The organism is Martelella alba (assembly GCF_006516955.1).
GTDB classification, from domain to species: Bacteria; Pseudomonadota; Alphaproteobacteria; order Rhizobiales; family Rhizobiaceae; genus Martelella; species Martelella alba.
In genome coordinates this window covers 132941-158410 of the sequence record NZ_VHLG01000003.1, presented here as the reverse complement: position 1 = coordinate 158410, position 25470 = coordinate 132941, and the positions used below count along the sequence as shown (strand labels likewise).

General features: G+C 58.5%; 19 protein-coding genes and 1 tRNA gene. 10 read left to right on the top strand and 10 right to left on the bottom strand.

The window, feature by feature from the left end; all coding sequences use genetic code 11:
- Positions 1-30: 30 nt before the first annotated feature.
- On the top strand, positions 31-1200 hold the full coding sequence (locus tag FJU08_RS07170) for a M20 aminoacylase family protein (RefSeq protein WP_141148300.1): 1170 nt from the start codon (positions 31-33) through the stop codon (positions 1198-1200).
- Positions 1201-1320: 120 nt separating this feature from the next.
- Here FJU08_RS07170 and FJU08_RS07165 read toward each other — a convergent pair whose 3' ends face one another.
- Positions 1321-2238 (bottom strand): LysR family transcriptional regulator, encoded by a 918-nt coding sequence (locus FJU08_RS07165; protein ID WP_141148299.1) that lies wholly within the window; start codon positions 2236-2238, stop codon positions 1321-1323.
- A 500-nt stretch (positions 2239-2738) separates the two neighbouring features.
- Here FJU08_RS07165 and FJU08_RS07160 point away from each other — a divergent pair, with 500 nt between their 5' ends.
- The gene (locus FJU08_RS07160; protein WP_141148298.1) at positions 2739-4478 is read left to right on the top strand and encodes a M14 family metallopeptidase; all 1740 of its coding nucleotides are present in this window, start codon (positions 2739-2741) and stop codon (positions 4476-4478) included.
- A gap of 292 nt (positions 4479-4770) precedes the next feature.
- Here FJU08_RS07160 and FJU08_RS07155 read toward each other — a convergent pair whose 3' ends face one another.
- Together FJU08_RS07155 and FJU08_RS07150 are read right to left on the bottom strand one after the other, a co-directional pair.
- Positions 4771-5343, bottom strand: a complete 573-nt coding sequence (locus tag FJU08_RS07155) for a hypothetical protein (protein WP_141148297.1) — start codon at positions 5341-5343, stop codon at positions 4771-4773.
- A 253-nt stretch (positions 5344-5596) separates the two neighbouring features.
- Positions 5597-6706 carry a helix-turn-helix transcriptional regulator gene (locus tag FJU08_RS07150; RefSeq protein WP_141148296.1) on the bottom strand — a complete coding sequence of 370 codons (1110 nt, stop codon included), beginning with the start codon at positions 6704-6706 and terminating at the stop codon, positions 5597-5599.
- Positions 6707-6763: 57 nt separating this feature from the next.
- Here FJU08_RS07150 and FJU08_RS07145 point away from each other — a divergent pair, with 57 nt between their 5' ends.
- Positions 6764-8938 carry a TonB-dependent siderophore receptor gene (locus FJU08_RS07145; protein WP_141148295.1) on the top strand — a complete coding sequence of 725 codons (2175 nt, stop codon included), beginning with the start codon at positions 6764-6766 and terminating at the stop codon, positions 8936-8938.
- A gap of 202 nt (positions 8939-9140) precedes the next feature.
- Positions 9141-10055, top strand: a complete 915-nt coding sequence (locus FJU08_RS07140; protein ID WP_181409777.1) for an alpha/beta hydrolase — start codon at positions 9141-9143, stop codon at positions 10053-10055.
- Between the two features lie 159 nt (positions 10056-10214).
- Here FJU08_RS07140 and FJU08_RS07135 read toward each other — a convergent pair.
- A tRNA-Gln gene (locus FJU08_RS07135) sits at positions 10215-10289 on the bottom strand.
- 204 nt (positions 10290-10493) lie between these two features.
- On the opposite strand from FJU08_RS07135, the gene FJU08_RS07130 reads away from it, so the two are divergent.
- Positions 10494-11411 carry an MBL fold metallo-hydrolase gene (locus FJU08_RS07130; RefSeq protein WP_141148293.1) on the top strand — a complete coding sequence of 306 codons (918 nt, stop codon included), beginning with the start codon at positions 10494-10496 and terminating at the stop codon, positions 11409-11411.
- Positions 11412-11417: 6 nt separating this feature from the next.
- Here the strand turns inward: FJU08_RS07130 and ppdK are convergent, their stop codons facing one another.
- Positions 11418-14090 (bottom strand): pyruvate, phosphate dikinase, encoded by a 2673-nt coding sequence (gene ppdK / locus FJU08_RS07125; RefSeq protein ID WP_141148292.1) that lies wholly within the window; start codon positions 14088-14090, stop codon positions 11418-11420.
- 261 nt (positions 14091-14351) lie between these two features.
- Here ppdK and FJU08_RS07120 point away from each other — a divergent pair, with 261 nt between their 5' ends.
- Positions 14352-15236 (top strand): 5'-nucleotidase, lipoprotein e(P4) family, encoded by an 885-nt coding sequence (locus tag FJU08_RS07120; protein WP_141148291.1) that lies wholly within the window; start codon positions 14352-14354, stop codon positions 15234-15236.
- Positions 15237-15309: 73 nt separating this feature from the next.
- Here the strand turns inward: FJU08_RS07120 and FJU08_RS07115 are convergent, their stop codons facing one another.
- The 4 genes from FJU08_RS07115 to FJU08_RS07100 all read right to left on the bottom strand — a co-directional run bounded on the left by FJU08_RS07115 (position 15310) and on the right by FJU08_RS07100 (position 20723).
- Positions 15310-15543 (bottom strand): hypothetical protein, encoded by a 234-nt coding sequence (locus FJU08_RS07115; RefSeq protein ID WP_141148290.1) that lies wholly within the window; start codon positions 15541-15543, stop codon positions 15310-15312.
- 179 nt (positions 15544-15722) lie between these two features.
- On the bottom strand, positions 15723-19205 hold the full coding sequence (gene smc / locus FJU08_RS07110; protein WP_141148289.1) for a chromosome segregation protein SMC: 3483 nt from the start codon (positions 19203-19205) through the stop codon (positions 15723-15725).
- 180 nt (positions 19206-19385) lie between these two features.
- The gene (locus FJU08_RS07105) at positions 19386-20060 is read right to left on the bottom strand and encodes a DsbA family protein (RefSeq protein ID WP_141148288.1); all 675 of its coding nucleotides are present in this window, start codon (positions 20058-20060) and stop codon (positions 19386-19388) included.
- Between the two features lie 102 nt (positions 20061-20162).
- On the bottom strand, positions 20163-20723 hold the full coding sequence (locus tag FJU08_RS07100) for a DUF721 domain-containing protein (protein WP_235890615.1): 561 nt from the start codon (positions 20721-20723) through the stop codon (positions 20163-20165).
- Between the two features lie 90 nt (positions 20724-20813).
- Between FJU08_RS07100 and mutY the strand changes: the two genes are divergently transcribed.
- Together mutY and FJU08_RS07090 are read left to right on the top strand one after the other, a co-directional pair.
- Positions 20814-21905 (top strand): A/G-specific adenine glycosylase, encoded by a 1092-nt coding sequence (gene mutY, locus FJU08_RS07095; protein ID WP_141148287.1) that lies wholly within the window; start codon positions 20814-20816, stop codon positions 21903-21905.
- A 1-nt stretch (position 21906) separates the two neighbouring features.
- Positions 21907-22521 carry an HAD family hydrolase gene (locus tag FJU08_RS07090; RefSeq protein WP_141148286.1) on the top strand — a complete coding sequence of 205 codons (615 nt, stop codon included), beginning with the start codon at positions 21907-21909 and terminating at the stop codon, positions 22519-22521.
- Positions 22522-22632: 111 nt separating this feature from the next.
- On the opposite strand, the gene FJU08_RS07085 is transcribed toward FJU08_RS07090, so the two are convergent.
- Positions 22633-23766, bottom strand: a complete 1134-nt coding sequence (locus tag FJU08_RS07085; RefSeq protein ID WP_141148285.1) for a site-specific DNA-methyltransferase — start codon at positions 23764-23766, stop codon at positions 22633-22635.
- Between the two features lie 210 nt (positions 23767-23976).
- Here FJU08_RS07085 and FJU08_RS07080 point away from each other — a divergent pair, with 210 nt between their 5' ends.
- Entirely contained in the window at positions 23977-24666 is a 690-nt protein-coding gene (locus FJU08_RS07080; protein ID WP_141148284.1) for an HAD family hydrolase, read from the top strand.
- 129 nt (positions 24667-24795) lie between these two features.
- Positions 24796-25407, top strand: a complete 612-nt coding sequence (locus tag FJU08_RS07075; RefSeq protein WP_141148283.1) for a hypothetical protein — start codon at positions 24796-24798, stop codon at positions 25405-25407.
- The last annotated feature ends 63 nt before the right edge of the window (positions 25408-25470 follow it).

The window sequence follows — 25470 nt, the reverse complement described above, 5'->3', positions numbered from 1 at the left end:
TTTAAAAAATAAACTTCATGGAGTTATCTAATGGCAATCAAGAACCGTTTTGCCGAAATGCTGTCAGAAATCGCCGAGTGGCGCCGCGACATTCACGCGCATCCCGAGCTGGGGCTGACAGAGACCAGAACCGCCGGCAAGGTCGCCGAACTGTTGCGCAGCTTCGGCTGTGATGAAGTGGTTGAAAATGTCGGCAAGACCGGCGTCGTCGGCATCATCAAAGGTCGTGGCGGCAAGGGTAAATCGATCGGCCTGAGAGCTGACATGGACGCGCTGCCGATCACCGAACTGACCGGTCTTGACTACGCCTCGGAAAATACCGGCGTCATGCATGCCTGCGGCCATGACGGACACACGGCCATGCTTCTCGGCGCGGCCAAATATCTGTCGGAAACGCGCAATTTCGCTGGCCAGGCCGTGCTGATCTTCCAGCCCGGTGAAGAAGGCTATTTCGGCGCCCGTGAGATGTTGCAGGATGGCCTTCTGGAACGCTGGAGCGTCGATGAAATCTACGGCATGCATAATATGCCCGGCATTCCGGTCGGTCAGTTCGGCACCCGTCCCGGCCCCTTCATGGCTGCAGTCGGTTCGCCCAGGATCAAGATCACCGGCAAGGGCGGGCACGCAGCGCACCCGCATAAATGTATCGATCCCATGCCCGTCGCGGCACAGATCATTCTGGCCTGCCAGACGATCTCCTCGCGCAATGTCGATCCGCTGGATTCTGTGATTGTATCGCTGACCAGCATGAAGACCGATTCACCAGCCAATAATGTCATTCCGGAAACGGTCGAGATTTTCGGAACGGTTCGCGCGCTGAATGATGAAGTCATGGCACTTGCCGAACGACGTTTGAGCGAGATCTGCGCCGGTATCGCCGTCAGCGCCAATGTACAGATCGACTTCACCTTCACGCCCGGCTATCCGGTCACCAAAAATGATCCCGCAGCAACGGAAGTTGCTCTGGCCGTAGCCCGCGAAATCGCCGGAGACAACAATGTCAATGGCGAGCTGAACCCAACAATGGGTGGCGAGGATTTCTCCTACTTCCTGCAACAGCGTCCGGGAACATTCCTCAATGTCGGCAATGGTGACAGTGCCGGACTGCATTCGCCCTATTTCAACTTCAATGACGAGGCCATCCCCTACGGATCCAGCTGGCTGGCCAGCATGGTCGAAACCCGCAGCCCGCTGAACTGAGACCAGAGTATCGGGCGATTAATCGGTATCGCCCGATAGCCTCGCTTCCCTGCTCTGCGTATCGGTTTGGCGAGAAAATAGCGCCCTCTTGCATTGCGGCAACCACGCAAGCGGGCGCCGTCAGTCATGCGCGAATGTCTGCATATTCGTCATCAAAATATTGACGACAGTTTCCACGGAATTTTCCAGTCTGCGCCGGGCCCGCACCAGAAGGCGCGCTTCCGTTTGGGCGAATTTGGCATTGTTCACCGTCACGGCAACGATCCGCGAGCGCATCGACGCGACCTCGGCAATGCTTTGCGGCAGGAAGGTGATACCCATGCCTGCAACAACAAAATTCGTCAGAAGAGCGACTGAATTCGACTCAATCTGCGGTGCCAGCACCGTGTTCTCCTCCCGCGCAACCCGCGACAGCAGGAAACGAACAGGGTGTCCTTCCTCAACAAGAGCGAGCGGCAGGCCGCCAATATCGGCGAAATTGATGCTGGCGCGCCGGGCAAAGTCCGAGCTGCTTGGAAAGATTGCACAGAGCGGCTGGCGGGCCGAGGCAACAGTGCGCATCATCGGATGGTCCGAAACGGCATAGGCAATGCCAATATCGACAACCCCGTCAACAAGCGCCTTTTGCACTTCCGGCGAGGACATGCGCAGAACCTGAATATTGAGCCCGGACGCCGTCTTCAGAATGTCGCCCATCCCCTTTTCCAGAAGATCGGTTATGAAGCCCTCACTGCAGGCGATGCGGACAGGCTTTATCTCGGTATTGCGAAACAGGCTCAGCTGTTCCATCAACTCTGCCTGATCATCTGTCAGCTGTGCAGCATATTTCAGGACCAGACCTCCGGCGCGTGTCAGCATCACCCCATTTGGCCGCCGCTCAAGAAGCTTGACCCCGAGGCGCGCTTCCAGATCTGAAATCTTGCGGCTGATCGCTGATGGAACGATGTTCATTTCCTGCGCGGCCTTGCGAATGGAGCCTGTCTGCGCAACAGCTGAAAACTCTCGTAGAAACCGGGCGTTGAGATCATCTAGAAGCATCGTTTTTACCAATTAGTCAAAAAAAGGTCATCTGTCAGCAACTGCAACGTCTCCAGCTTCATTGAAGCGTATCAAAATAAGGGTAAGCTACACGACATTAGAGAATTCAGAATCTCTATCCGCCGATGATGTTACGCAGCAACGCAGCGCAGAATCAAGCGTCGACGCCTCACGAACCTCCGTTTCGTGCGCAAACCGGTTGATTTTCGCTGGTTTGTGCGGAAGACACAGCATACTGCGTCAATTTCTGCGAACCACACACATCACGTTCAAAAACCGACCTGATGCGGCATGAAAGCCCACGCCACTGATCGCCCGGCCACAAGCGATCAAAACCGTGCCAGAAGCCGCATGTAGTGATATCCTCGCTACGGGACAAAGCTGTCGCCAGACGTCCGGGAGGGTCGGCGTGCGCCCTGGCCTGGCGATCATGGCGACCATTATGGGCCTCAAGCCGCCTGGCCACACGCTCTGCGAGACCCTGCTGTAAAGGCATCCCTGTGACAATACTTTACGAAAATACTTTTGCTCCGACCACGCAAACCCTGATCGCCCGTCATGGCGAAAGCGGTGCAAAAACACTCTCGGCCTGGCTGTTTGCTGACACGAAGACCCGCAGAGCGACAGAAGTAGCGCTGGCGGAAAAGGGGATAACGGCGCGTATCCGCAGCGCCTATAAACCCCTCGTTCATTTCTTCCGTGAGGAGGTCAGTACCGAAAGGCTCGCAAAGGCCCGGATTAGCTATCCGACGCATGCAAAGGCACCGGCCAACCGCTTTCTTCTTGAAGCCTACCCTCTGGCCGGCCTGTTTCAAGGCGTCGACATGCAATTCACGCCCGCATCGGCGGAAGATGGGCTTTTTTACACCGTCACGCTGATCTGGCATGACGGGACGGAGAAAACGCAAAAGGTCTACGCACCGAACCGCCTGCATAAGGATTTCGCTGGCGAAGAGGTTCTCTCGCCAACCGGCTGGCTCAGCACAGATGGTGCTGCCGGAGAGAGACTGGAGACGGATTTCGAATGCCTCTTTGCCCGCACGATGGAGGCGCTGAGGAACCATGACTGGGGCCAGAGCGAACCCTATTTCGAAGAGCTCAACATCACCGCCACCCTGCCCTTTGAGGATGAATGGCTGACACTCTCACCGCGCGATGCCATCATCAGTCTCAGGGAATGCCTGCATGAGGATTTCTATTTTTCGCTTCTGGAGATGTTTCAGCTGAAATCAGGCCGACCGCTTGGTGATCGCAGTCTGCGCCCCGGCCAGATCGTGCCCGAAATCCTGCAGGCGCAGGGACCGCTTTCCATTCGGGTCGAAACGCGGAATTTCACCCGACATGAGAGCGGCAGCGATCTGATGGAACCAGTCGCCACGGCCCGCAATCCGTTTACCGCAGAACGGGTCAGGCACACGCTGGCGACCATTGCCGGCGAGCCCTTCTCGGCACGCTCCCGCGCAGGCAGGCCTGTCTGTGCCCGATATGTCAAGGGCAGCGATCGCCCGGTCATGGTTAGTGGAGGACAGCATCCAAACGAGGTAACCGGCATTGCCGGGGCCCTACGTGCCGGTCTGGACCTCGCCACCCGCGACAATGCCCATTTCACCGTTTCACCGCTGGAAAATCCCGACGGTTATGAGGTCGATTGGCGTTTACGCGCAAATAATCCGGCGCATATGCACCATGCCGCGCGCTATACCGCCTTTGGCGACGATCTCGAATATCGGACAGCCGAAATGCCGGGTGAAACCGAAATTCGCTTCCGCGCGGAAGCGTTGAGCGGCGCACAGCTTCACCTCAATCTGCATGGCTATCCAGCCCATGAATGGACCCGGCCGCTTTGCGGCTATGTGCCGCGCGGTTTCGGCATGTGGACCTTGCCGAAAGGCTTTTTCCTGATCATGCGCCACCATCGCGAATGGGAACATCAGGCCAGAGCACTGATGGACCACATCACGGCCAGACTGGCGCAAAACGCGGCTCTCGTCGCCTATAGTCAGGCACATATCGCGCTCTACACGGCACATACCGGCCAGCCCGACTGGCCGGTAATCAACGGTTTTCCGGTGATGTTTGCCGTCAATCAGCGCCAGCGAGTGCCGTTGACACTGATCACTGAATATCCAGATGAATCGATCTATGGCGACGATTTCATTCAGGGGCATACGGCCCAGCTGGAAACAGTGCGCGCGGCCTATACCGCCTGGCAGACCATGAAACTGCCCTCAGAACGCTGAGTGAACGGCTCCCCCCCCCCAAGCGCCGCCGCGGCGTTCGCAGCCGATCCCGGCACGATTGCCAATGGATGAAACTTTGCTGCCAGCGTTGTCTGAAAGGATGGCAGGCGCCAGCTTCCGTCACGAATAGCGATCGTATGGCAGAATGCCCATAGGGACAAAGCGACTTTGAAGGCCGATACGATCGGCGAGGTAGCCCCCTCGCCGATCGTTTCCTTGCATCATCGGCTTCAACACCGCAAAGGCAGGGCAGCAACACTCACAACTTTCCCTGCCTTTTGGAAACATAATTTCAGGATGGTGAAGCCGACTGTACGTCGTTCGTGCTTCCTCCAGACGCAGCCTCGTTAATACTTCCGCCAATGCCTGATCTGGTACTGGTGGAAAGGGTTGTATCCGCGTTAACCGATGCCGTTACCGAATTGGCGACAGCATTCCGTGCCGCGCCGGCAGGCGTAGCCGCAACCACGGCACCTGCCACTGCTGCCTTGCCGCCAGCCGGAACGGCATTCACAGCAGCAATGGCAACCTGCGCACGTTGCTGCGCTGGCACCGCCTGAACAAAGGCAGCCGCGACGGACGCGGACAGACCGGGGGTTACCCCGGCAGCAGCAACGAGCGACGCCGCAAGGGTCGCCACCGGAACATTCGGGTTAGCTTGTATGAAGGCACGAATCGCAGCAATTTTCTGCGCACTGCTCATGGAAGCCATGCTTTGAGCCAGTGCCGCAACGCTCGACCCGACAATCGTTGGTCCGGTCGCCTGGGCGAAACCGGACTGAGGCATGAAGGGAAACATCAGAATTGAAAGGGACACAAAAATTTTAATCTTGCTGTGAATGCCTGCGATTTTGGCCTGTTTCATGGTTGAAACTCCGTTGCACCCAACCATGACAGGTAATATTTTTATTAAATATCATTCAATATTTAATTATTTAATTAAATTTTTATATTATTTTGAAAATTGTTTGTAAATTTTCTTTTTTTTACATATATACATGCAAAATTCATTAAAGGAAAAGCAGTCCTGCGTGCGGACAAGCTTCAACCGCATTTATCGCTTGAAAAGGCAGACATTTTCTATTTCTCAATCGAAGCTTGATGCGATTGAAAATCACCTAGCCGATTTTGCCTGGGGGAAAGCCGAAATGGCGGCGGAAGGCTGTCGAGAAATTGGCAGTGGAGCTGTATCCGGCCGTAAATGCGGCTTGGGCGATGGTCACCTCTCCGCGGTTCAGCAGAATACGCGCCTGCTCCAGCTTGGTTTTTCGCATATAGTGAAAAACCGTCATGCCGTGGGCGGCATGAAACAGCCTTTGCAGCGTATTGGCACTCACTCCGGCATGTGCGGCCAGTTCCTCGACGCCTGGCAAATGCCCGTATGCCTCGACAATCATTTCTTCTGCCCGTCCCAGTTTTATGCTTTCACTGGGACTGAGCCGGGCGCGGGTAATCCTCGCCAGATTTTCACCGCCTAAAGCGTGGAAAGCCTCGGCGATGATCATCAGCACGCAGCTCTCCACCTGCAGCCGGTGGAGATGTGGTTCTGCGACAGGACCCCGCATCGCCTGTTCGGCAAAGGCGATGGCAGCCGGGCTCGGGCGCCAGCGACTGAGAGCCAGATGCGTCTGGCTGAATGCGGCGATAGCGGCGGCGGACTGGTCCCTGAAGACATCACCCGATGCGAGCCATTCTGGCAGGATCGATATGTTGAACTTGCGGATCCGATCGCCCTTCTTCACGCGGCGCCAGAACCTGACGGGTTCGTTCTGTGCGCATACGACGCCGACTGGCTCCCAGTCCCGGCGGCTGTCCGGACGTGTCGGCATGGGCAATTTATGGTCGGCCAGTTTCGCCTCTACGTTACCTGCAAAGAACAGTTTGATACTCAGGTGAGGCGGGAGTTCGCACTCCGTTTCCATTTCGCAAAGGCTTAACGTGTCGGAATGCAAGACACTCAGACCGTCGCGAAGCTTTTCGTGACCGTAGTGGCCGTCAAAGGCTCTGTCGCCCGCAGTCGAGCGCTTCAGAAGTCTGAAAGAGCCGTTGGCGCGCCGCATATGCGCGAGAAAGTCTTCTGTCTCAAACGGAACTGTTCGGTCTTGCATGGTCTGTCCTAACAGCCGGCTCTGGTTGTTTTGCAAAATGAATTGGGGCTTTTGCAAAAATACGATCTGTAGATTTCGGGCTTTGAAATCCTCTATATAAAATATGAATTTTACAATCAAGTTATGGCGTAACACCGTTCCAGCTGCGGCTTCGATCGGTGTGCAACGGGGGTATTGATGAGTATCTCGACAACGAAAACAATCACATTCGCGGCAAGTGCAAGCCTGGCAACGCTTCTTTCTGCGGCCCCGCTGTGGGCACAGGACCAAGATACAACGGAACTGGCACCGGTTTCCGTCATCGTCGACGGCTCATCCGACGATGGTGCTGATTTTGTCGCCAAATCTTCCGACGCTGCCATGAAAACCAGCCGGCCGCTAATAGAGACGCCGCAATCCGTCTCCGTCGTTACCCGCAAGGAATTCGAGGAACGCAATGCAACCTCGGTGCAGCAGGCGCTTCTTTACAGTTCCGGTGTTCAGGCTGAACTCAGGCCCAATGACCGTTACGACATCGTGCCGGTGCGCGGGTTCGGGGGCTATCAGAATTTCGTTCAGTATCTTGACGGCCTCCGCATTTTGAAAGGCATTTCCTACGCCGAGCCGACCATTGATCTGTATAATATTGAGCGTGTCGAGGTTGTCCGGGGACCGGCATCCGTTCTTTATGGTCAGATGACGCCCGGCGGCATGGTCAATCTCGTTTCCAAAAAACCGACCGAAGAAGCACGCGGTGAGGTCTTCACCACGATCGGCAATGAGGATTACATCAAATCGGGTATCGACCTCAGCGGACCGATCGACGAGGACGGCATCTACCGGTATCGCTTCGTCGCATCCGGGCGCTATAACGAAACCAATATCGAGGGAGTCGATTCCTCGCGCGTTTCGGTGCTGCCGTCACTTGAAATCGCACCGGATGATGCGACCAGCCTGACCTTGCAGTTCAGCTACACCGACGACCCGTCAAGCAACTATCCGGGATACCTGCCAGCCGTTGGGACTGTCCTGCCGAATGGCGACTATCCTGATATCCCTTATGACTTCAATATCGGCGATTCCGACTTCGACAAGTTTACCCGTCAGACGACTTCAGCCGGCTATGAATTCGAACACGAATTCGATGACGTCTTCACCTTCCGGCAGAACCTTCGCTACACCCATATCGATACAGAACACCGCTCGCTCTATTATTCGGGCAGCAGTGGCACGACGCTCAGCCGTGGCGTATCGCATCTGAAAGAACATGCAGATACCCTTGCTGTCGATACACAGATTGAGGCTGATTTTTCGACCGGCATGCTCGATCACACTGGCCTGTTCGGCTTCGATTACAGCTATATTGATGCCAACAGGCTGTTCGGCAAAGGCAAGGCCCCTTCGATCAATTATCTGAGCCCGGACTACAGTCAGGCCATCACCGACCCAGCCTATTCGACCGACACCAATCAGGTCACCAACCAGGCCGGTATCTACCTGCAGGACGAGATCGCCTACGGCGCCCTGACTGTCGCTCTGGGTGGCCGCTACGACTATTACGACATCACCAATGACAGCACGGTCCTTTCAACCGGGGTGACGTCATCTACAGAAAATGAGAACCACGCCTTTACCGGACGTCTCGGAGCGACCTATCTGTTTGACAACGGCATCGCTCCCTATGCGAGCTACTCAACCTCCTTTGAGCCGCCGTCAGGTTTCGGCTACAGCGCCAAAGGGGGAACCACGCTCGACCCGGTGGAAGGCGAGCAATATGAAGTCGGCGTCAAATATCAGCCCTTTGATGATGCCAAGAGCTACATCATGGCCTCGGCCTATCAGTTGACCGAAAAGAATGCACTCAGCTCCGACCCGACTTATAGCGGCTACTATGTCCAGACTGACGAGATCGAGCTGAAAGGCATAGAACTGGAAGGCAAGCTGGCGCTTGATTCCGGCTGGGATATCACGCTTGCCTACACATATGCAGATCCGGAAATCACGAAGAGCGCCACAGCTGCTCTTGTCGGCAATGCCCCCGCCGCCGTACCTCAGAACGCAGCCTCCGCCTGGTTGCATTACAGCTTCTTCAGTGGTCCGCTTGAGGGTTTGGGCATCGGCGCGGGCATTCGCTATACCGGCGAGACCTGGGGGGACCAGGAAAACAGCTTCCAGGTGCCCGCCTACACGCTGTTCGATGCCGGCATCGACTATGACTTCGGCGCTAGATGGCCGAAATATGAGGGACTGACACTCAACGTCACCGCGACCAATCTCGGCAACGAAGAATATGTGGCATCGTGCACCTATACGACCCGCTGCTTCTACGGCACCAGCCGGTCTGTCTATGCGACACTGAAATATCAGTGGTAAATGCCTGAAGCGCGCTTGGCCCCGGCCCTTCTACCAAAGACCAGCAGGGTTCGCTCGCCCCCTGTTGGTACCCGCCTGCCTCAAAGCTGGAACATCCCGATCCGCTTTCTGTTCTGGCTATTCATGCAACAACGAAGGCGCTTGACGCAATAACACCAGCCAGTCTGCAACCCCGGCTCTGGAGGCAAGTGGAGAAATGACCTTGAACGAACGAATATCTTCACTGACACAAATGCCGGAGGGCGACGTCAAATCCAGTGCGGCAAGCCCGTCGCGCCAGGGGCACTGTCTTCGCTTCCGGCTGCATTCTGATGCAAATCTGGAATACGAGATTTTCGTCAGCATTCCCCGGCAAGCCGCGCCGTCTGAGGGCTTTCCTGTTCTCTACATGCTTGATGCCAATGCAGATTTCGCGCTTGTGGTGCAGGTGTTGGAACGGCTGACCCGCAGACCCGAAGCCACTGGCGTTGAACCTGCCATTATTGTCGGCATCGGATATCCGGAGACAGAAGATTACAATCAGGAACGCCGCCATCTCGATTTCACCGCAGGCACGACTGACGATGCCTTTTATGAAGGCACATCCTTCACCTTTGGCGGACAGGAGGCCTTTGTTGCCTTCATCCGCGACAGGCTGAAACCGGTCATCCGCAGCTATTTCCCGGTCCGTAGCGAATACGAAACGATCCTTGGCCATTCACTTGGCGGATATTTTGTCGTTGAACAGGCAATGACGAGACCCAAGCTGTTTTCGAGCTACATCGCTGTCAGCCCATCCATCTGGTGGGATAGCGAGCGCATCTTCTCACATCTCGCCAACCGCCCCGCTTCGCCGCAACGACCGATCCGGCTTTTCCTCGCAGCCGGTGGCTGGGAAACTGAACCCGCGCCCTGGCAGCGACTGGAGACGCCAGAGCGCACCAGGGAACATGCTCGCCTCAGGCAGCGACGCCGGATGAACGGCAACATCGATCTTCTGTCAGAATGCTGCCGCAAGGCCTATCCGGACAGCGTCACGCTTCGCACCGAACGCATTGCAGATGAAGACCATTCCAGCATCTATGTCGCCTGTCTGCCGAGAGCGCTCCGGTTTGCACTCCCCGCCAGCGTCAAGTGATCCGGCAGGCTTCTTGCCTCGCTTTCAAGCAGGAAGGCGTCTACAAATCGCAGGACGATTTGAAGCAGCAGCCTGCTGCCGCCCTGTGCGACACTGCGGTACACATGCACCGAAATACGCAGTGAATATCAAATAATTTCAATAACTTGACAACAGAGGTGGCTGGGGTGGCTGGATTCGAACCAGCGCATGCCGATACCAAAAACCGGTGCCTTACCGCTTGGCTACACCCCAATACCATTTCGCGATCGGGTCGCGTCAATTGCCGCCTCTTAGCAAAGCTTCCAGGGCACGACAATCTATATTCGGATTTTTGTGACAGAAATTCGGCCCCGCCAGCCCCATGGTCCATAACTTGTATAAAGGATTTTCGCGAAAGCTTGATTTCTGCCGCAACGCACCTTCATAAGACAGACCACAGCCGCTGAAAGGATGGTCATGACCGAGCCGATCTTCGAGCGCAGCTTCGCGCCCCGCCATGAAGAGCCTGTTGCCATTGCAGACGGGATTGTCCGGGTCACCGCCAATAACCCCTCGCCGTTTACCTTCACCGGCACCAATAGCTACATCATCGGTGACGAGACGGTGATGGTCATCGACCCCGGACCTGAAGACGAACCCCACCTTGAAGCGCTCCTGCAAGCCATTGGCAACCGCCGCGTCAGCCACATCGCCGTCACCCATACGCATCGCGATCACTCCCCGCTCGCAGCCCGCCTGAAGGCCATCACCGGGGCGCCGATTGCCGCCGAAGGCGGCCACCGCGCGGCGCGGCCTTTGCATCAGGGCGAAACCAATGCCTTTGCCGAAAGTGCCGATATGGCACTCATTCCCGATATTCTACTTAAGAATGGAAGCCGGATCGGTAGCGGCAAATACGTGCTGGAAACGGTATTGACGCCGGGTCACACCGCCAATCACGCCGCCTTTGCCCTTCTTGGCACGCCAATTCTTTTTTCAGGCGACCATGTAATGGCCTGGTCGACCACCGTCGTTGCCCCGCCCGATGGTTCGATGACGGATTATATGATGTCGCTGGAAAAGCTTCTGGCACGCACTGAAAGCCGTTACCTCCCCGGCCATGGCGGCCCGGTGGAGGACGCGGCCAGCTTTGTCCGTGGTATCCGCTCGCATCGCCGCATGCGTGAACGGGCCATTCTCGCCCGGCTTGAGGCCGGAGACGGCCTGATCGCAGAAATGGTCGAAGTGCTTTACCGTTCGACGGACAAGGCACTGCATGGGGCTGCAGCCATGTCGGTTTTCGCCCATCTGGAAGCACTTGTCGAAACCGGCGCGGTCGTTACCGACGGCAAGGCTTCCATTACCAGTCACTACCGCCTGGCCAAACGCAACTGAAGCGGCTCAACGTCTTCTTTGGCGGATAGCAGCCTGGGCGGCGGCAAGTTTTGCCGTCGGCACACGGAAGGGCGAACAGGACACATAATCGAGCCCGAGACCTTCGCAAAAGCTGATCGAGGCGGGATCTCCGCCATGCTCCCCGCAAATACCGATCTGCAGCGTCGGCTTCGTCTGACGGCCGCGCTCAGCCGCCAGCTGCATGAGCTCACCGACACCATCGAAATCAAGCGAGATGAACGGATCGCGCTCAATGATGCCCTTCTTCTGATATGTCGACAAAAAGGCCGGCGCATCATCGCGCGACAGGCCGAATGTGGTCTGGGTCAGATCATTGGTGCCAAGCGAGAAAAAGGCCGCTGTTTCGGCAATCTCATGCGCCCTGAGCGCGGCACGCGGCAGTTCCACCATGGTGCCGACCAGATAGCTGATCTCCATGCCGCTTTCCTCCATCACCCGGTGTGCAACCTCGTCGATACGCGCCTTGACATAGTCAAGCTCGGCACGAAGGCTGACGAGTGGCACCATGATTTCCGGCACAACCGGCTCGCCGGTGGTCCGTGCCGCCGCAACGGCGGCCTCAAAGATGGCGCGGGCCTGCATCTCGGCAATCTCCGGATAGGAAATCGCCAGCCGGCAGCCGCGATGGCCCAGCATCGGATTGAACTCGTAAAGCGCGTCGATGCGCTGCCTCAGCGCCGGCGTTTCCATATCCAGCGCAACGGCGACATCCTCCATCTCGCGATCGGTCTTGGGCAGGAATTCATGCAATGGCGGATCAAGCAGGCGGATCGTCACCGGCTGACCATGCATGATGGCAAACAGCGCCTCGAAATCGCCACGCTGGATCGGCAGCAGCTGGTCGAGCGCCTGCTTCCGCCCCTCCGCTGTCTCGGCCAGGATCATCCGCCGCATTGTATGGATGCGTTCACCATCGAAGAACATGTGTTCGGTACGGCAGAGCCCGATACCCTCGGCGCCGAATTCACGCGCGGCCCGGGCATCGCCCGGCGTGTCGGCATTGGTGCGCACCTTCATCCGCCGCGCCGCATCCGCCCATTCCATCAACCGGCGAAAATCACCCGACAGCGCCGGTTTCTGTGTTGGCGCCTGGCCCTTGATCACCTTGCCGGTTGCCCCGTCAATGGTGATCAGATCGCCAGCGTGAAGCGCAACACCGCCCAGACCATAGAGAATATTGGCATGGCGATCGACCCGCATCGTGCCGGCTCCGGTGACACAGGGCACACCCATGCCGCGGGCAACGACGGCGGCATGACTGGTCATTCCGCCACGCGTGGTCAGCACGCCTTCGGCAACGGTCATCCCGTGAATGTCTTCCGGGCTGGTTTCGGTGCGCACGAGAATGACCTTGCGCCCCTCGCCATCGGCCGCGATCGCCTCTTCGGCCGAAAACACAATCTGTCCGGTAACCGCGCCCGGTGAGGCGGGCAAGCCGCTGCCAATCAGATTGCCCTTATATTCCGGCGCTATCGTCGGATGCAGCATCTGGTCAAGTGTTGCCGGATCAATCCGCTCAATCGCTTCCTCGCGGGTAATCAGCCCCTCATCGGCCAGATCCATCGCAATCTTCATGCCCGCCTGGGCCGAGCGTTTGCCCGCCCGCGTCTGCAGCATCCACAGGCGTCCGCGCTCAATGGTGAATTCGAGGTCCTGCATGTCGCCATAATGGCGCTCCAGCCGGCTGGCCACCTTGACGAGTTCGCCAAAGGCGGGCGGCATCAGCTTTTCCAGAGACGGCTTTTCGCCTCCCGAGGCGATGCGGCCTGCCTCGGTAACGCTTTGCGGCGTGCGGATACCGGCAACCACATCCTCGCCTTGCGCATTGACGAGAAACTCTCCGTAGAGCGACTTCTCACCGGTCGAGGGGTTGCGCGTAAAGGCGACACCAGTGGCGGAATCATTGCCGAGATTACCGAATACCATGGCCTGAATATTGACCGCCGTTCCCCATTCAAAAGGAATGGAATGCAGCGCCCGATAGGTGGTGGCGCGCGCGCTGGTCCAGGAGGAAAAGACAGCCGAAACCGCCCCCCACAGCTGCTGCATCGGATCCTGCGGGAAGCTCTCTCCAAGCTCGTCTTCCAGAAGCGTCTTGTAGCGCTCGGTGACCTCTTTCAACTCTGCTGCCGAAAGCTGCGTATCGTTTTGATGGCCGAAGGCTTCAACCGCCTCCTCGAGCAGTTCTTCAAAAAATTCCGCATCCAGCCCCATCACCACATCGGCATACATCTGGATAAAGCGGCGATAGCTGTCCCAGGCAAATCGCGCATCGCCCGTGTCGGCGGCAAGCGCCTGAACCGTCTCATCATTCAGTCCGAGATTGAGCACCGTATCCATCATGCCGGGCATGGAAACGCGCGCACCAGAGCGCACAGACAGGAGCAATGGCTGCTTGAAATCACCGAATCGGCGCCCGGCAATCTGCTCGATAGAGGCGATCCCCGAGACGACTTCGTCTGCCAGACCATCGGGAAAAGTCTTGGCATGATCGTAGAAATACTGGCACACATCGGCAATGATCGTGAACCCGGCCGGGACAGGCAGGCCAAGTGACGCCATTTCGGCAAGCCCGGCGCCCTTGCCGCCCAGCCTGTCTCGATCGATGATTCGTCCATCCGTTTCGGAAGCACCGAAACCAAAAACCCAATTCGCCATATGACCGCCCGATCCGGAAGCCCTGCCGCCGGATATGCCATTCAACCCTTTTGCGCCGACGTTAGTGCATCATGGCCGAAATGAGAATTGGTATTGCAGGGAAATTTTCCCTCCTCCCCCGAAAGACCAATGTCATGCCATTGCCGGACGCATGCCCGCGACTGACCATCTTGGCACCGTCAGGCACCGCTTGACGTGACGGAAACACTGTCACAAACTTGTCATCTTTAATAATACCAGACTCCAGTAAGGGGAAATTTAATGTCCAGGCCAACCCTCCGCTCGGCGACCGTTCTTTCCGGTCTCGCCACCTCGCTCACACTCGCAGTTCTTGCCTTTTCAGCCCCAGCATCGGCGCAGGATGCCACCGTCCCCCAGAACGACCTTCTGAACGCGACCGTGTGGATGGAAACCTCCGTCGAATACAAGGCCACCGTCAGCGAGATCTTCAAACTCGCCAAGATGCAGCTTGATGATGCGCTGGCCGATACAAGCTGGACGGCTGTCGCCGACAAGGAGCCTGAAGGCTATGCCGATCTGCCGGTCGCCATTGTCACCGACCTTGACGAAACCATGCTCGACAACGGCAATTACGAAGCTTCGCTGGTCGCGCGCGGTACCAGCTACTCCTCAAAGGAATGGACCGACTACGTTAACAGCCAGACCTCCAAGGCAGTGCCCGGCGCACTCGACTTCCTCAATTATGCCGACAGCAAGGGCGTGAAAATTTTCTACGTTTCCAACCGCAAGGCAATCGAGAAAGACGGCACGGTCGCCAACCTCGAAAAGCTCGGCTTTCCGATGGGCGGCAATGTCGACACCGTGCTGCTGCGCGGTGACAAGGAAGAATGGACCTCTGCCAAGGAAAGCCGCATCGACTATGTTGCCAAGGATTATCGCGTCGTTCTGCTGATGGGCGACAATCTCGGCGACTTCACCGACAAGGCGGACGGCACACTGGAAGAGCGCCAGGCCTTCTTTGACGCCTCCGCCGATCATTGGGGTCATGACTGGATCATGCTTCCCAACCCTGAATATGGCTCCTGGGAATCAGCCGCCTTCGGCGGTGACTGGTCGAAATCACCCGATCAGCGCCGCCAGGACAAGATCGACGCGCTCGATCCCTGGACCCCGGCAGCGCAGTAATTCGCCCACTGAGACGACCGGCCCTGGCGGGATTAACCACCGAGGCCGGCCTTACCATGACGATGACAGGGCATTATTTGCCCGACTTCTCATCATCTTTTCCTGTTTTCTCAAGCGCATTTCTGAGAGATTCGGCCCTTTCCCGGGCGGCATCAAGGCGTTCACGCATCTCCTCACGATTCGCCGGAGGGTCCTGCAGGTTGATCGGCGGTGACCGCGGCGGCGGCGTTGGCGGACGCTCTGCCGCATTGTCACTTCCTGTTGCGTATCCACTGGATGAACCAGAGCGGTTTGGTGAAATCGCCATTCATTCCTCTCCCTTGTTAAAGCGCAGACGAGCAAGGCCCCGTGACCTGCACGGCACCACCGTTCCTGACGTGTCGGCTGACGTGATTGCACGATGCGCGGTCGGATACACGATCCGGCAAGACGCCCCGCCACCGAAGAGCATGGCGGCATTACAAGTAATAAAGAACTCGAAAATCGTTATATATTGAGCACTTGCGGCTGGTCCTGCTCGACCATGCGCTCGGCAGTCTGCAAGTCGACCGAAACCAGTTGCGAGACGCCCTGTTCGGCCATGGTGACGCCGAACAGCCGGTCCATCCGCGCCATGGTAATAGGATTATGGGTAATGACGACGAAACGGGTTTCGGTCGAATTCACCATTTCCTCCATCAGATTGCAGTAGCGCTCGACATTGTGATCGTCGAGCGGCGCATCAACCTCGTCCAGCACGCAGATCGGCGCCGGATTGGTGAGAAAGACGGCGAAGATCAGCGCCATGGCCGTCAGTGCCTGCTCCCCGCCGGACAGAAGCGTCATTGTCTGCGGCTTCTTGCCCGGCGGCCGGGCGAGGATTTCCAGTCCAGCCTCCAGCGGATCGTCGGATTCGATCAGCTGCAGTTCCGCCGTGCCGCCACCGAAAAGATGGGTGAACAGGCGCTGAAACTGTTCATTGACCTGATCAAAGGCGGCCAGAAGCCGCTCGCGACCCTCTCGATTGAGGCTCTGGATCGCACCGCGAAGCTTGCGGATTGCATCGATCACATCATCGCGTTCGCTGACGAGAAGCTCAAATTCCTTCGAAAGTTCGGCCTGTTCTTCTTCAGCGCGCAGATTGACAGCCCCAAGCCGCTCACGCTCGACCTTGAGCCGTTCCAGCGCGCGTTCGACAGCGATCGGTTCCGGCATCGGTTGATCGGGACCAAGACCGGTCAGCCGGAAAGCCTCATGGGGCGGCACCTCAAGTGCCTCGCGAATGCGCGCTTCGCTGTCTTCACGGCGCTGCCTTGCAGATACCAGCCGCTCCTCGGCACGGCCGCGCTTCTCACGCGCTTCGGCCAGTTCGGAGAGCGCCTGGGCGGCGGTCCGGTCCGCTTCGCGCTGTTTCTTCTCGGCTTCGGCCAGCCGGTCAGCGGCATCGCGCCGCGCTTTCTCGGCTTTTTCGAGCTCGCGCGTCAGCCCATAGCGCTTCTCCTCCATCTCCTCCGGCGCCTCCTGAAGCTGTTCCAGCTCCTCATGCGCCTCTTCAGACCGCGCTTTCAGCGTCGCAATCTGGCTTTCAGCGCTTTTCGCCCGGTTCTGCCAGCTTGCCCGTTCCTGCGCGATTGAAGCGACGCGGCGTCTGCGCGCGTCATTTTCACGGATCAGCCCGTCATGGCGCGCCCGCGCTTCGGCCAGAGCGCCACGCAAACCCATCACCTCGGCCTGGACAGTCGTCAGGCGCTGCTCCAGCACGGAGAAATCACCGGCCTCTTCCAGCGCTTCTGCCACCGTCTCCATCCGCGCGGCCATATCCTCCGCCTGAAGGGTGATCTGGCTGACCGTCTCGGCAACAACATCGCGCCGTCGCAACAGATCACCCGCCGCCTTTTCTGCCTCGCCGAGCGCAAGCCGTGCTTCCGCCGTCATTCTCGACGCCGCCCGCAGCCGCTCACGCGCGGCCGCAAGGCCCTGTTCGGCCGCGACCACAGCCTGAGCTGCATCATCCTGATGGCCCGCTGCCTCTTCCAGAGCGATTTCAGCCTCGTCGCGCTCCGTCTCGAGCGCTGCCAGGCGATTGCGCTGCGACAGGCGAAGCGCTGCCGCACTCGGCGCATCGGCACCGGTGACATGGCCATCCCAGCGATAGACAGCACCGCTTGCCGTCACCAGTTCCTGGCCCGGCTTCAGCGCCGCCATCAGCCTCTCACCCTGCCCATCCTCGATGAGACCGATCTGGCGTAAGCGGCGGCGCACCGCATCCGGCCCCTCGACCAGATCGGCAAAGCTTTGCGCGCCTGCAGGCAAAGCCGGATCATCATCGCCCGCGCCATTGCCATGCCAGAATGCTGCCGCCGAGGCGTCAAGCGGTGATTCCAGATCATCGCCGAGCACAGCCCCAAGCGCCGTCTCGAAGCCCGGACGAATGCTGATCAGCTCGGCAAGCGGTGTGAATGCACCCGAGGCCGCGCTGGCGGCCAGCATACCGGCAATCGTCTTTGCTTCCGTCTCGATTGCAGCAAGCTTTGCCTTTGCCGCCTCGACGGGCACACGGGCGACAATTTCACGTTGCCGCGCCGAAGCAAGCCCAGCCTCCGCCGCCTCAAGGCCCGCATGTGCGTCTTCCTCGGCAAATTGCGCCGCTTCCAGCGCTTCGCGACGCTCTTGCGGATCCGGCAGACCAGAAATCCGCTCGGCAATGGCGGCAAGTTCAGCCTTGCCCTGCTGAAGCTGCTGATCGAGCCGCTGACGCCTGGCCGAAAGATCGGCCAGTGCCCTCTCCCGCTCCGCTCGGATTGCCTGGGCCTCGGCGCGCTCGGCCGTCAGTGCGGAAAAACGCTGTTCGGCTTCCGCCAGTGCGGCGGCAGCCTCCTCCATGGCATAACGGGCCTCCTCCAGCGCCTCGCCGGAATAACCGATCTCCTCGGTAAGCTCGGCTTCTTCCTGCGCCAGCCGCGCAAGGATCGCCGCATTGTCGTCGATCATCGCCTGTTCACGGCGGATATCCTCATTGAGCTGCACAAGCCGGCGGGAAAGCTCGTCGCGCCTTCGCATCACCCGCCCGGCATCTTCCTCCAGCTGGCGGCGTGCAATTTCAAGGCGCTGCATGGCGGCGGCGGCGGCAACTTCCGCCTCGCGCAATTCCGGCATGGCAAGGCCGGAGACCGCCTGGTTTTTGGCCGCCTCCATCTGCCTGTTGGCCTTTTCGGCAACATTCACCGTTAACTGGTTAAGCAGGCTTTCCGCCTCACCTTCCTGTGCCTTGGCATCCGACCAGCGCAGATGCAGAAGGATCGCCTCATTGGCGCGGATATCAGCCGAAAGTGCCTTGAAACGTGTGGCCTGCCGGGTCTGGCGCTTCAGACTGTCGATCTGGCTTGAAAGTTGCGCCGTTACATCGTCAAGCCGTTCCAGATTGGTTTCGGCCGCGCGCAAGCGCAGTTCCGCCTCGTGACGGCGAGAATAGAGGCCGGAAATGCCGGCTGCCTCTTCCAGCAGCTGGCGGCGCGCCTGCGGCTTTGCCTGGATCAGTTCGCCGATCCGCCCCTGCCCGACCATGGAGGGCGAACGCGCGCCGGTGGAGGCATCGGCAAACAGCAGCTGCACGTCCTTGGCGCGCGCTTCCTTGCCATTGATGCGGTAGACCGAGCCCTGTTCGCGGGCGATGCGCCGCGAGACCTGGATCTCGTCGCTGTCATTGAAGGCGGCAGGCGCGGTGCGATCGGAATTATCAAGCGAAAGGCCGACTTCGGCGGAATTGCGCGCCGGGCGGTTGCCCGAGCCCGAAAAGATCACGTCATCCATGCCGGAAGCGCGCATATTCTTGTAGGAATTTTCGCCCATCACCCAGCGTAGCGCTTCAACCAGATTGGATTTGCCGCAGCCATTGGGACCGACAACGCCGGTCAGCCCCGGTTCGATCACAAACTCGCTGGGCTCAACGAAGGATTTGAAGCCGACAAGGCGAAGCCGATTGAATTTCATGACCGTCCTGCCCCTGTCATCTCGGGGCGCTGCCGGAAGGCGGGGTCACGAAATTGCGCGATTGCTGTTTCGGGAAGAGAAAAGACGGGCCCATTGGCAGACCGGCCCGTACCGGCCACTGCCGCCTTGAAGACCGGCGCACGATATCGTCCGCGCGCCGGCTTTGTGACTGACGCGTGTTCAGAGCATGCTGTTAATAAGGGCTGACATTGTGTCAACCGGCATGTCTCCCGCATATTTTTCGCCATTGATCAGGAAGGTCGGGGTCGCATTGACACCGAATTCCTTCTCGGCGCGATCTCTGATGGTGTTCACATCATCGAGAAGTTTCTGATCGGTCAAGCAAGCCTGGAAGCTTTCCTGTGTAAAACCGGCAAGCTTGGCCATTTGCAGCATCGCAGCCGACCCATCCTCGGCCGTCGCCCAAGTGCGCTGCTGCGAGAACATCAGATCGACGAAAGGCAGATATTTGCCGTTCGGGGCGCAGCGGGCGAGCATGAAGCCAGCCATGGCGCGCGGATCGAAGGGGAATTCACGGAACAGATAATAGACCTTGCCGGTGTCGATGTAATCCTTCTTGATCGCCGGATAGGTGACCTTCTGGAAGTTTTCGCAATGCGGGCAGGTCAGCGAATAATATTCGATGATCTTGACCGGCGCATTCTCGTCACCTTCGGCAATTTCCGGCAGCGGCCCCGGCTTCAGCGCCTCGGCCATATCAACCTTGCCGATGCTGTCCGGCAGCTTCACATCTTCGGCAAAGGCCGTACCGCCGGTCGAAAGAAGAGCGGTTCCAAGGCTGCCCATGGCAAGGCCGCCCAAAAGCGTCCGCTTCGTCATCTGAATTTCAGGCATGTCATGTCTCTCGTCAGTAAGGTTGGTCTTTTTGTTGCGTATCGGTCAATCTGCCAGCGCACAAGTGCTTGCCGAACAACGATCTTCAAAGATGCGTGACCGTCATGTCAGCTTACGGGGCGTAAGCCCCCGCCCTTTGCTTTCCGTCTTTTTCCGCCGCCGCTCCTCATCCTTGACACCCGTTGCAAGCCGCAGGATCGCCGCCTTGAGCCTATCCGACTCGATATCGGCCAGCCTCTCGTCCAGTTTCATCCGTTCTACGCGCGAAAGCGGCTGGAGCTTGCGACGCTGCGGCCCCGCCGGCTGCACCGGCTTTTGCACAATGCGGATGCGGTCGATCGCGGCAAAGCCAAAGAAGCCGTTGACGCGGTGGATCAGCTCGTCCTGACCGTGTGACAGAAACAGGGCGCGGGCGCCTTCGCAGGCGATCGTCAGCGTGCCGGGGCGGAACGTGTCGTCATAGGATTGAGAGCGTTGCGGCCAGACGATCTTCTCCGGCCGCGAATAATCGGCATAGGCGTCGCCGGCGATTTCTTCCCAGGCGTTCAGCAATGATGTGCTGATGCCGGCACGGCGCGCCAGTATGGGATCGATGAGCGCGTTGGCCACATCGGCGATCTGATTGACATTATCCCTGCGGCCGTGCTTCATCACCCCGATCATTCCTCACATTCCGGCGAAACCATGGCTTCGCCATCAAAATCGCAAAATACATAAGGCGTTTTGCCACAAAAGGAAACGCTTGAGCCCTTCATGAACGCCATCGCACATAAGCTCCTCGACTGGTATGACCGCCATCACCGGATCCTGCCCTGGCGGGTCAGCCCCGGTGACAAGGCCAGCGGCGTCCGCCCCGATCCCTATCATGTCTGGCTGTCTGAAATCATGCTGCAGCAGACCACTGTGCAGGCGGTGAAACCCTATTTCGCCAAGTTCCTGGAACGCTGGCCACGCGTCGGCGATCTGGCCACAGCCGAGACTGACAGCGTCATGGCGGCCTGGGCAGGGCTTGGCTATTACGCCCGTGCCCGCAATCTCAAGAAATGCGCTGAAACGCTTGCAAGCGACCATGGCGGCACCTTCCCCGATACATTTGCCGGATTGAAGGCATTACCGGGCATTGGCGACTATACCGCCGCAGCCATTGCCGCCATCGCCTTCGACCGGGCCGAGCCCGTGGTCGACGGCAATGTTGAACGGGTCGTGACCCGGCTCTTTTGCATCGAAACGCCTCTGCCGGCAGCAAAGCCCGACATCCGCGCGAAAACAGCGGAAATCACGCCTGGAACCCGCCCCGGAGACTTTGCCCAGGCGATGATGGATCTCGGCGCAACGATCTGCACGCCGAAGCGCCCGGCCTGCGCGCTCTGTCCGTTGAACGGCGATTGCAAGGCGCTGAAGATCGACGATCCCGAACGCTTCCCGCTGAAGGCGAAAAAGGCCGGACGTCCGGTCAGGCGCGGCGCCGCCTTCGTCGCAATTGCCCCCGATGGCGCGATCCTGCTGAAGACAAGGCCTGCGAGCGGGCTGCTTGGCGGCATGGATGAGGTGCCGACGACGGCGTGGAATTCACGCCGTGACGGCGAAACCGACGAAACCGCCGCCCCGTTTGCCGCCAATTGGGTGTCCTGCGGCGAGGTCATCCACGTCTTTACCCATTTCGAATTGCGGCTTTCGGTTTTCCACGCGGCAACCCCGCGTCGAAATGTCGAAGGCGGTCGCTGGGTTTCGCCCCGCGATATCGCTGATCAGGCCTTGCCAAGCGTGATGAAAAAGGCGATCACCCAGGCCATTCCGGATATTTTCAGGGCCCAGCAAGGTCGTGTGACCAGTAAGGACGTGTGAAATGACAACCGAAATCCGCCACATCGTTTTCGACATCGGCAAGGTGCTGGTGCATTACGACCCCACCCTGCCCTTTCAGCACATCATTCCGGATGAGGAAAAGCGCAAATGGTTTCTCGCCAATGTGTGCAGCCATGAATGGAATCACGAGCAGGATCGCGGCCGGCCGTGGAGCGAGGCCGAAGCGGTTGCCATTGCCGCCTTTCCTGACGAAGAGGACAATATCCGCGCCTTCCGCAAATACTGGCATGAAATGCTGCCCTATTCCTATGATGAGAGCGTCGAGATTTTAAAGGCTCTGCTGGCTGCGGGCTGGGATATCACCATGCTGACCAATTTTGCGCCCGACACATTCAGGGAATGCCGCAAACGCTATCCGTTCCTGGAACTGTCGCGCGGCATCACCGTCTCCGGCGAAATCGGCATGGTCAAGCCCGACCGCGACATCTTTGATCATCATGCTGCAAGCTTCAATCTTGATCCGGCAGCGACCCTGTTCATCGATGACACGCTGATCAATGTCGAGGGCGCAAAGGCCGCCGGCTGGCAGGCAGTACAGTTCACCGATGCGGCCACGCTGAAACGTGATTTCGCGGCGCTCGGCATCCGCTACTGAACCAATCATGTTGTTTGAAAAAGACATCGGGCCCGGATTGATCCGGGCCCGAGCGTCGGCCGTGCGTGGTTCGGAGGTCATGAACTTTGGCGCGGCTGGCAGGGATATCTTTTAAAGCGAAGCCGCAGCCATCTGTGCGCGCACTTCCGCGCGCAGACGGTCGATCGGGAACAGTTCACCGCCTTCTTCGAAGTGCCAGAAGGTCCAGCCATTGCAGGCATCGAACCCCTGAACCTTGGCCCCGAGACGATGGATCGAACCGGCCTCGGCGCCGCTTGCAAGCGTACCGTCGGCACGCACCACAGCGCGATAGCGGCCATTGGCTGACACCAGAACCTGGCCCGGGGACACCATACCGCTTTCCACCAGCGTGACGAAGGCAACGCGGGGTTCCGCTTTCTTGCCCGGCAGCGGCTTCAGCATCGGGGCTGCCATCGGCTCAACCGCATCGATGCGCTGACGCGCTGCGTCGATATAGGTCTGCTCGCGCTCGATCCCGACGAAATGGCGGCCGAGCCGCTTGGCAACGGCTGCGGTGGTACCGGAGCCGAGGAAGGGGTCAAGAATAACATCGCCCGGCTTGGTCGATGACAGGATAACGCGTGCCAGAAGCGCTTCGGGCTTCTGGGTCGGGTGAACCTTCTTGCCGTCCTCGCCCTTCAGCCTCTCGCCGCCATTGCAGATCGGAAACAGCCAGTCGGAGCGCATCTGCACATCGTCATTGGCGGCCTTCATCGCATCATAGTTGAAGGTATAGCCCTTGGCATCAGCCGAGGGGGAAGCCCAGATCATGGTTTCATGGGCATTCTGAAACCGGCGGCCCTTGAAATTCGGCATCGGATTGGTCTTGCGCCAAACAATGTCATTGAGGATCCAGAAGCCGAGATCCTGCAACATGGCGCCGACGCGAAAGATATTGTGATAGGAGCCGATCACCCAGATCGTGCCGCTGGGCTTGAGCACACGGCGGCAGGCCAGAAGCCAGGCGCGGGTAAAGGCGTCATAGGCCTCGAAAGAGGCGAACTGGTCCCAGGCATCATCAACAGCGTCGACCTTCGACTGATCCGGCCGGTGAAGCGTGCCGCCAAGCTGCAGATTATAGGGCGGGTCGGCAAAAATCACATCGACCGAATGGTCGGGAAGTGCTTCGAGCGCGGCAACACAATCACCCTTGATGATCGTATCGATCCACGAGGTGCTGGATGCATTTTTGACATGCGCGGAAAGGGCCGTAACCGGAACCATAAGATACTCGCCTCAACTCGTACTCGACACTGATTTACGCACATGAATGTCGTTGAACTTGGTTACCAAAGCCTGAATGCGGCATGAGAAAAACGCATCCCGCATGACTGGGCTTTACGATTGGCACGGCTCGCGCATTGTCCTTTGGCCCTGGTTCATGTAGTCAAACGCTCAGTTCTGGCCCTATTTTCCAACGAAAGCGGATTTTGCATGAGCAGCTTTGATCTGATCATTTTCGACTGCGACGGAGTTCTGGTGGATTCGGAATTTCTCGCCGCACAGGTGGAATCGAAACTGCTGACAGAAGCTGGTTATCCGATTACCGCCGGAGAGATCGGCGAACGCTTCGCCGGCATGACCTGGCGCGACATTCTGCTCGCCGTCGAAAAGGAAGCCAGCATTCCGCTGCAGGCAACCCTGATTGACCAGTCCTATACTATTCTCGATGAACGGCTGAAACGCGAACTGAAAGCCATACCAGGCATTCGCGAGGCGGTTTCACAGCTTTCAGAGCCGCGCTGCATCTGCTCCAATTCGACACTGGAACGCCTCGACATGATGCTGACCAAGGTTGGCCTGATCGACCTGTTCCAGCCGAATATTTTTTCTGCCGAAAGCCTTGGCCCCGACCGGGTCAAGCCAAAGCCGGATATTTTCCTGTTCGGCGCCGAGAAGATGGGCGCCGACCCGAAGAAGACACTGGTGATCGAAGATTCGGTACATGGTGTCATGGGCGCAAAGGCAGCCGGCATGCGCGTCGTCGGCTTCACCGGCGGCTCTCACACCTATCCTTCCCATGCTGACCGGCTGACCGATGCTGGCGCCGAAACCGTCATTGCCCGCATGAGTGACCTTCCGGCCGTCGCCACGGCTCTTCTGGAATGGTCGGGCACGCTCTAGGCAGGATCAGCGCCGGTCAGGCCGGCCGGCGCTGTTACCGGAAAATGCCATCATAGGCATTTCAAAATATCTTATAGCTCTTTCACAGCTATCATCCTCGTTTCCGAAGCACCTTAGGAGATGACAGATATGCCGATTGAAAGGGTTTCAACGACAAAATCTCTCATGGACAACCGGCTGGACGGCCTGAAAACCTGCCCGCAAAACCCCGCCCGGAACGTCTTGAACCGTCTGGAGCCGGCAGCCAGAGAGGCCCTGTCTCAATTGATCGCGAAACAGGCGCGTTCGCTTGGCGTCCACAAATCGCCGGATCATGTCGAAACCAGGCAGGCAAAAGCACCTGATGACAGGATCGCCGAGCTGCGCAAGGCCGATGGAAAATACACGATCCATTATCCCGATAGACAGATCAGGGCTGATCGCCACTATATCTTCGTCATCCCCGAGGACCGGCCCAACACCGTGCTTGTTGGCCGCCACCATGCAGATATCAAACCGGGTGAGGAGAACACGGCTGTCGGCGGTCACGTCTCCATTTCCCACGGCAAGAAGGCGCTCTATGCCGGCGAAATGAAGTTCAAGGACGGTGTATTGATCAGATGGCTCAACAGCAGCGGCCATTACCGACCCGACCTGCGCTCGCGCCCTGATTCGCTGCTACCTTACCCGGCCCGGCTGCTGCCGGAGGGTTCGTTCCGCCCTTATTTCGACAATGACGGTGAGCGGATCCATAAAGGCTGAAGCGGGTCCGGGCCACCCGCAGCGTCACGACATTGCGCATTTCCGGCCGTCATCTGAAACCGG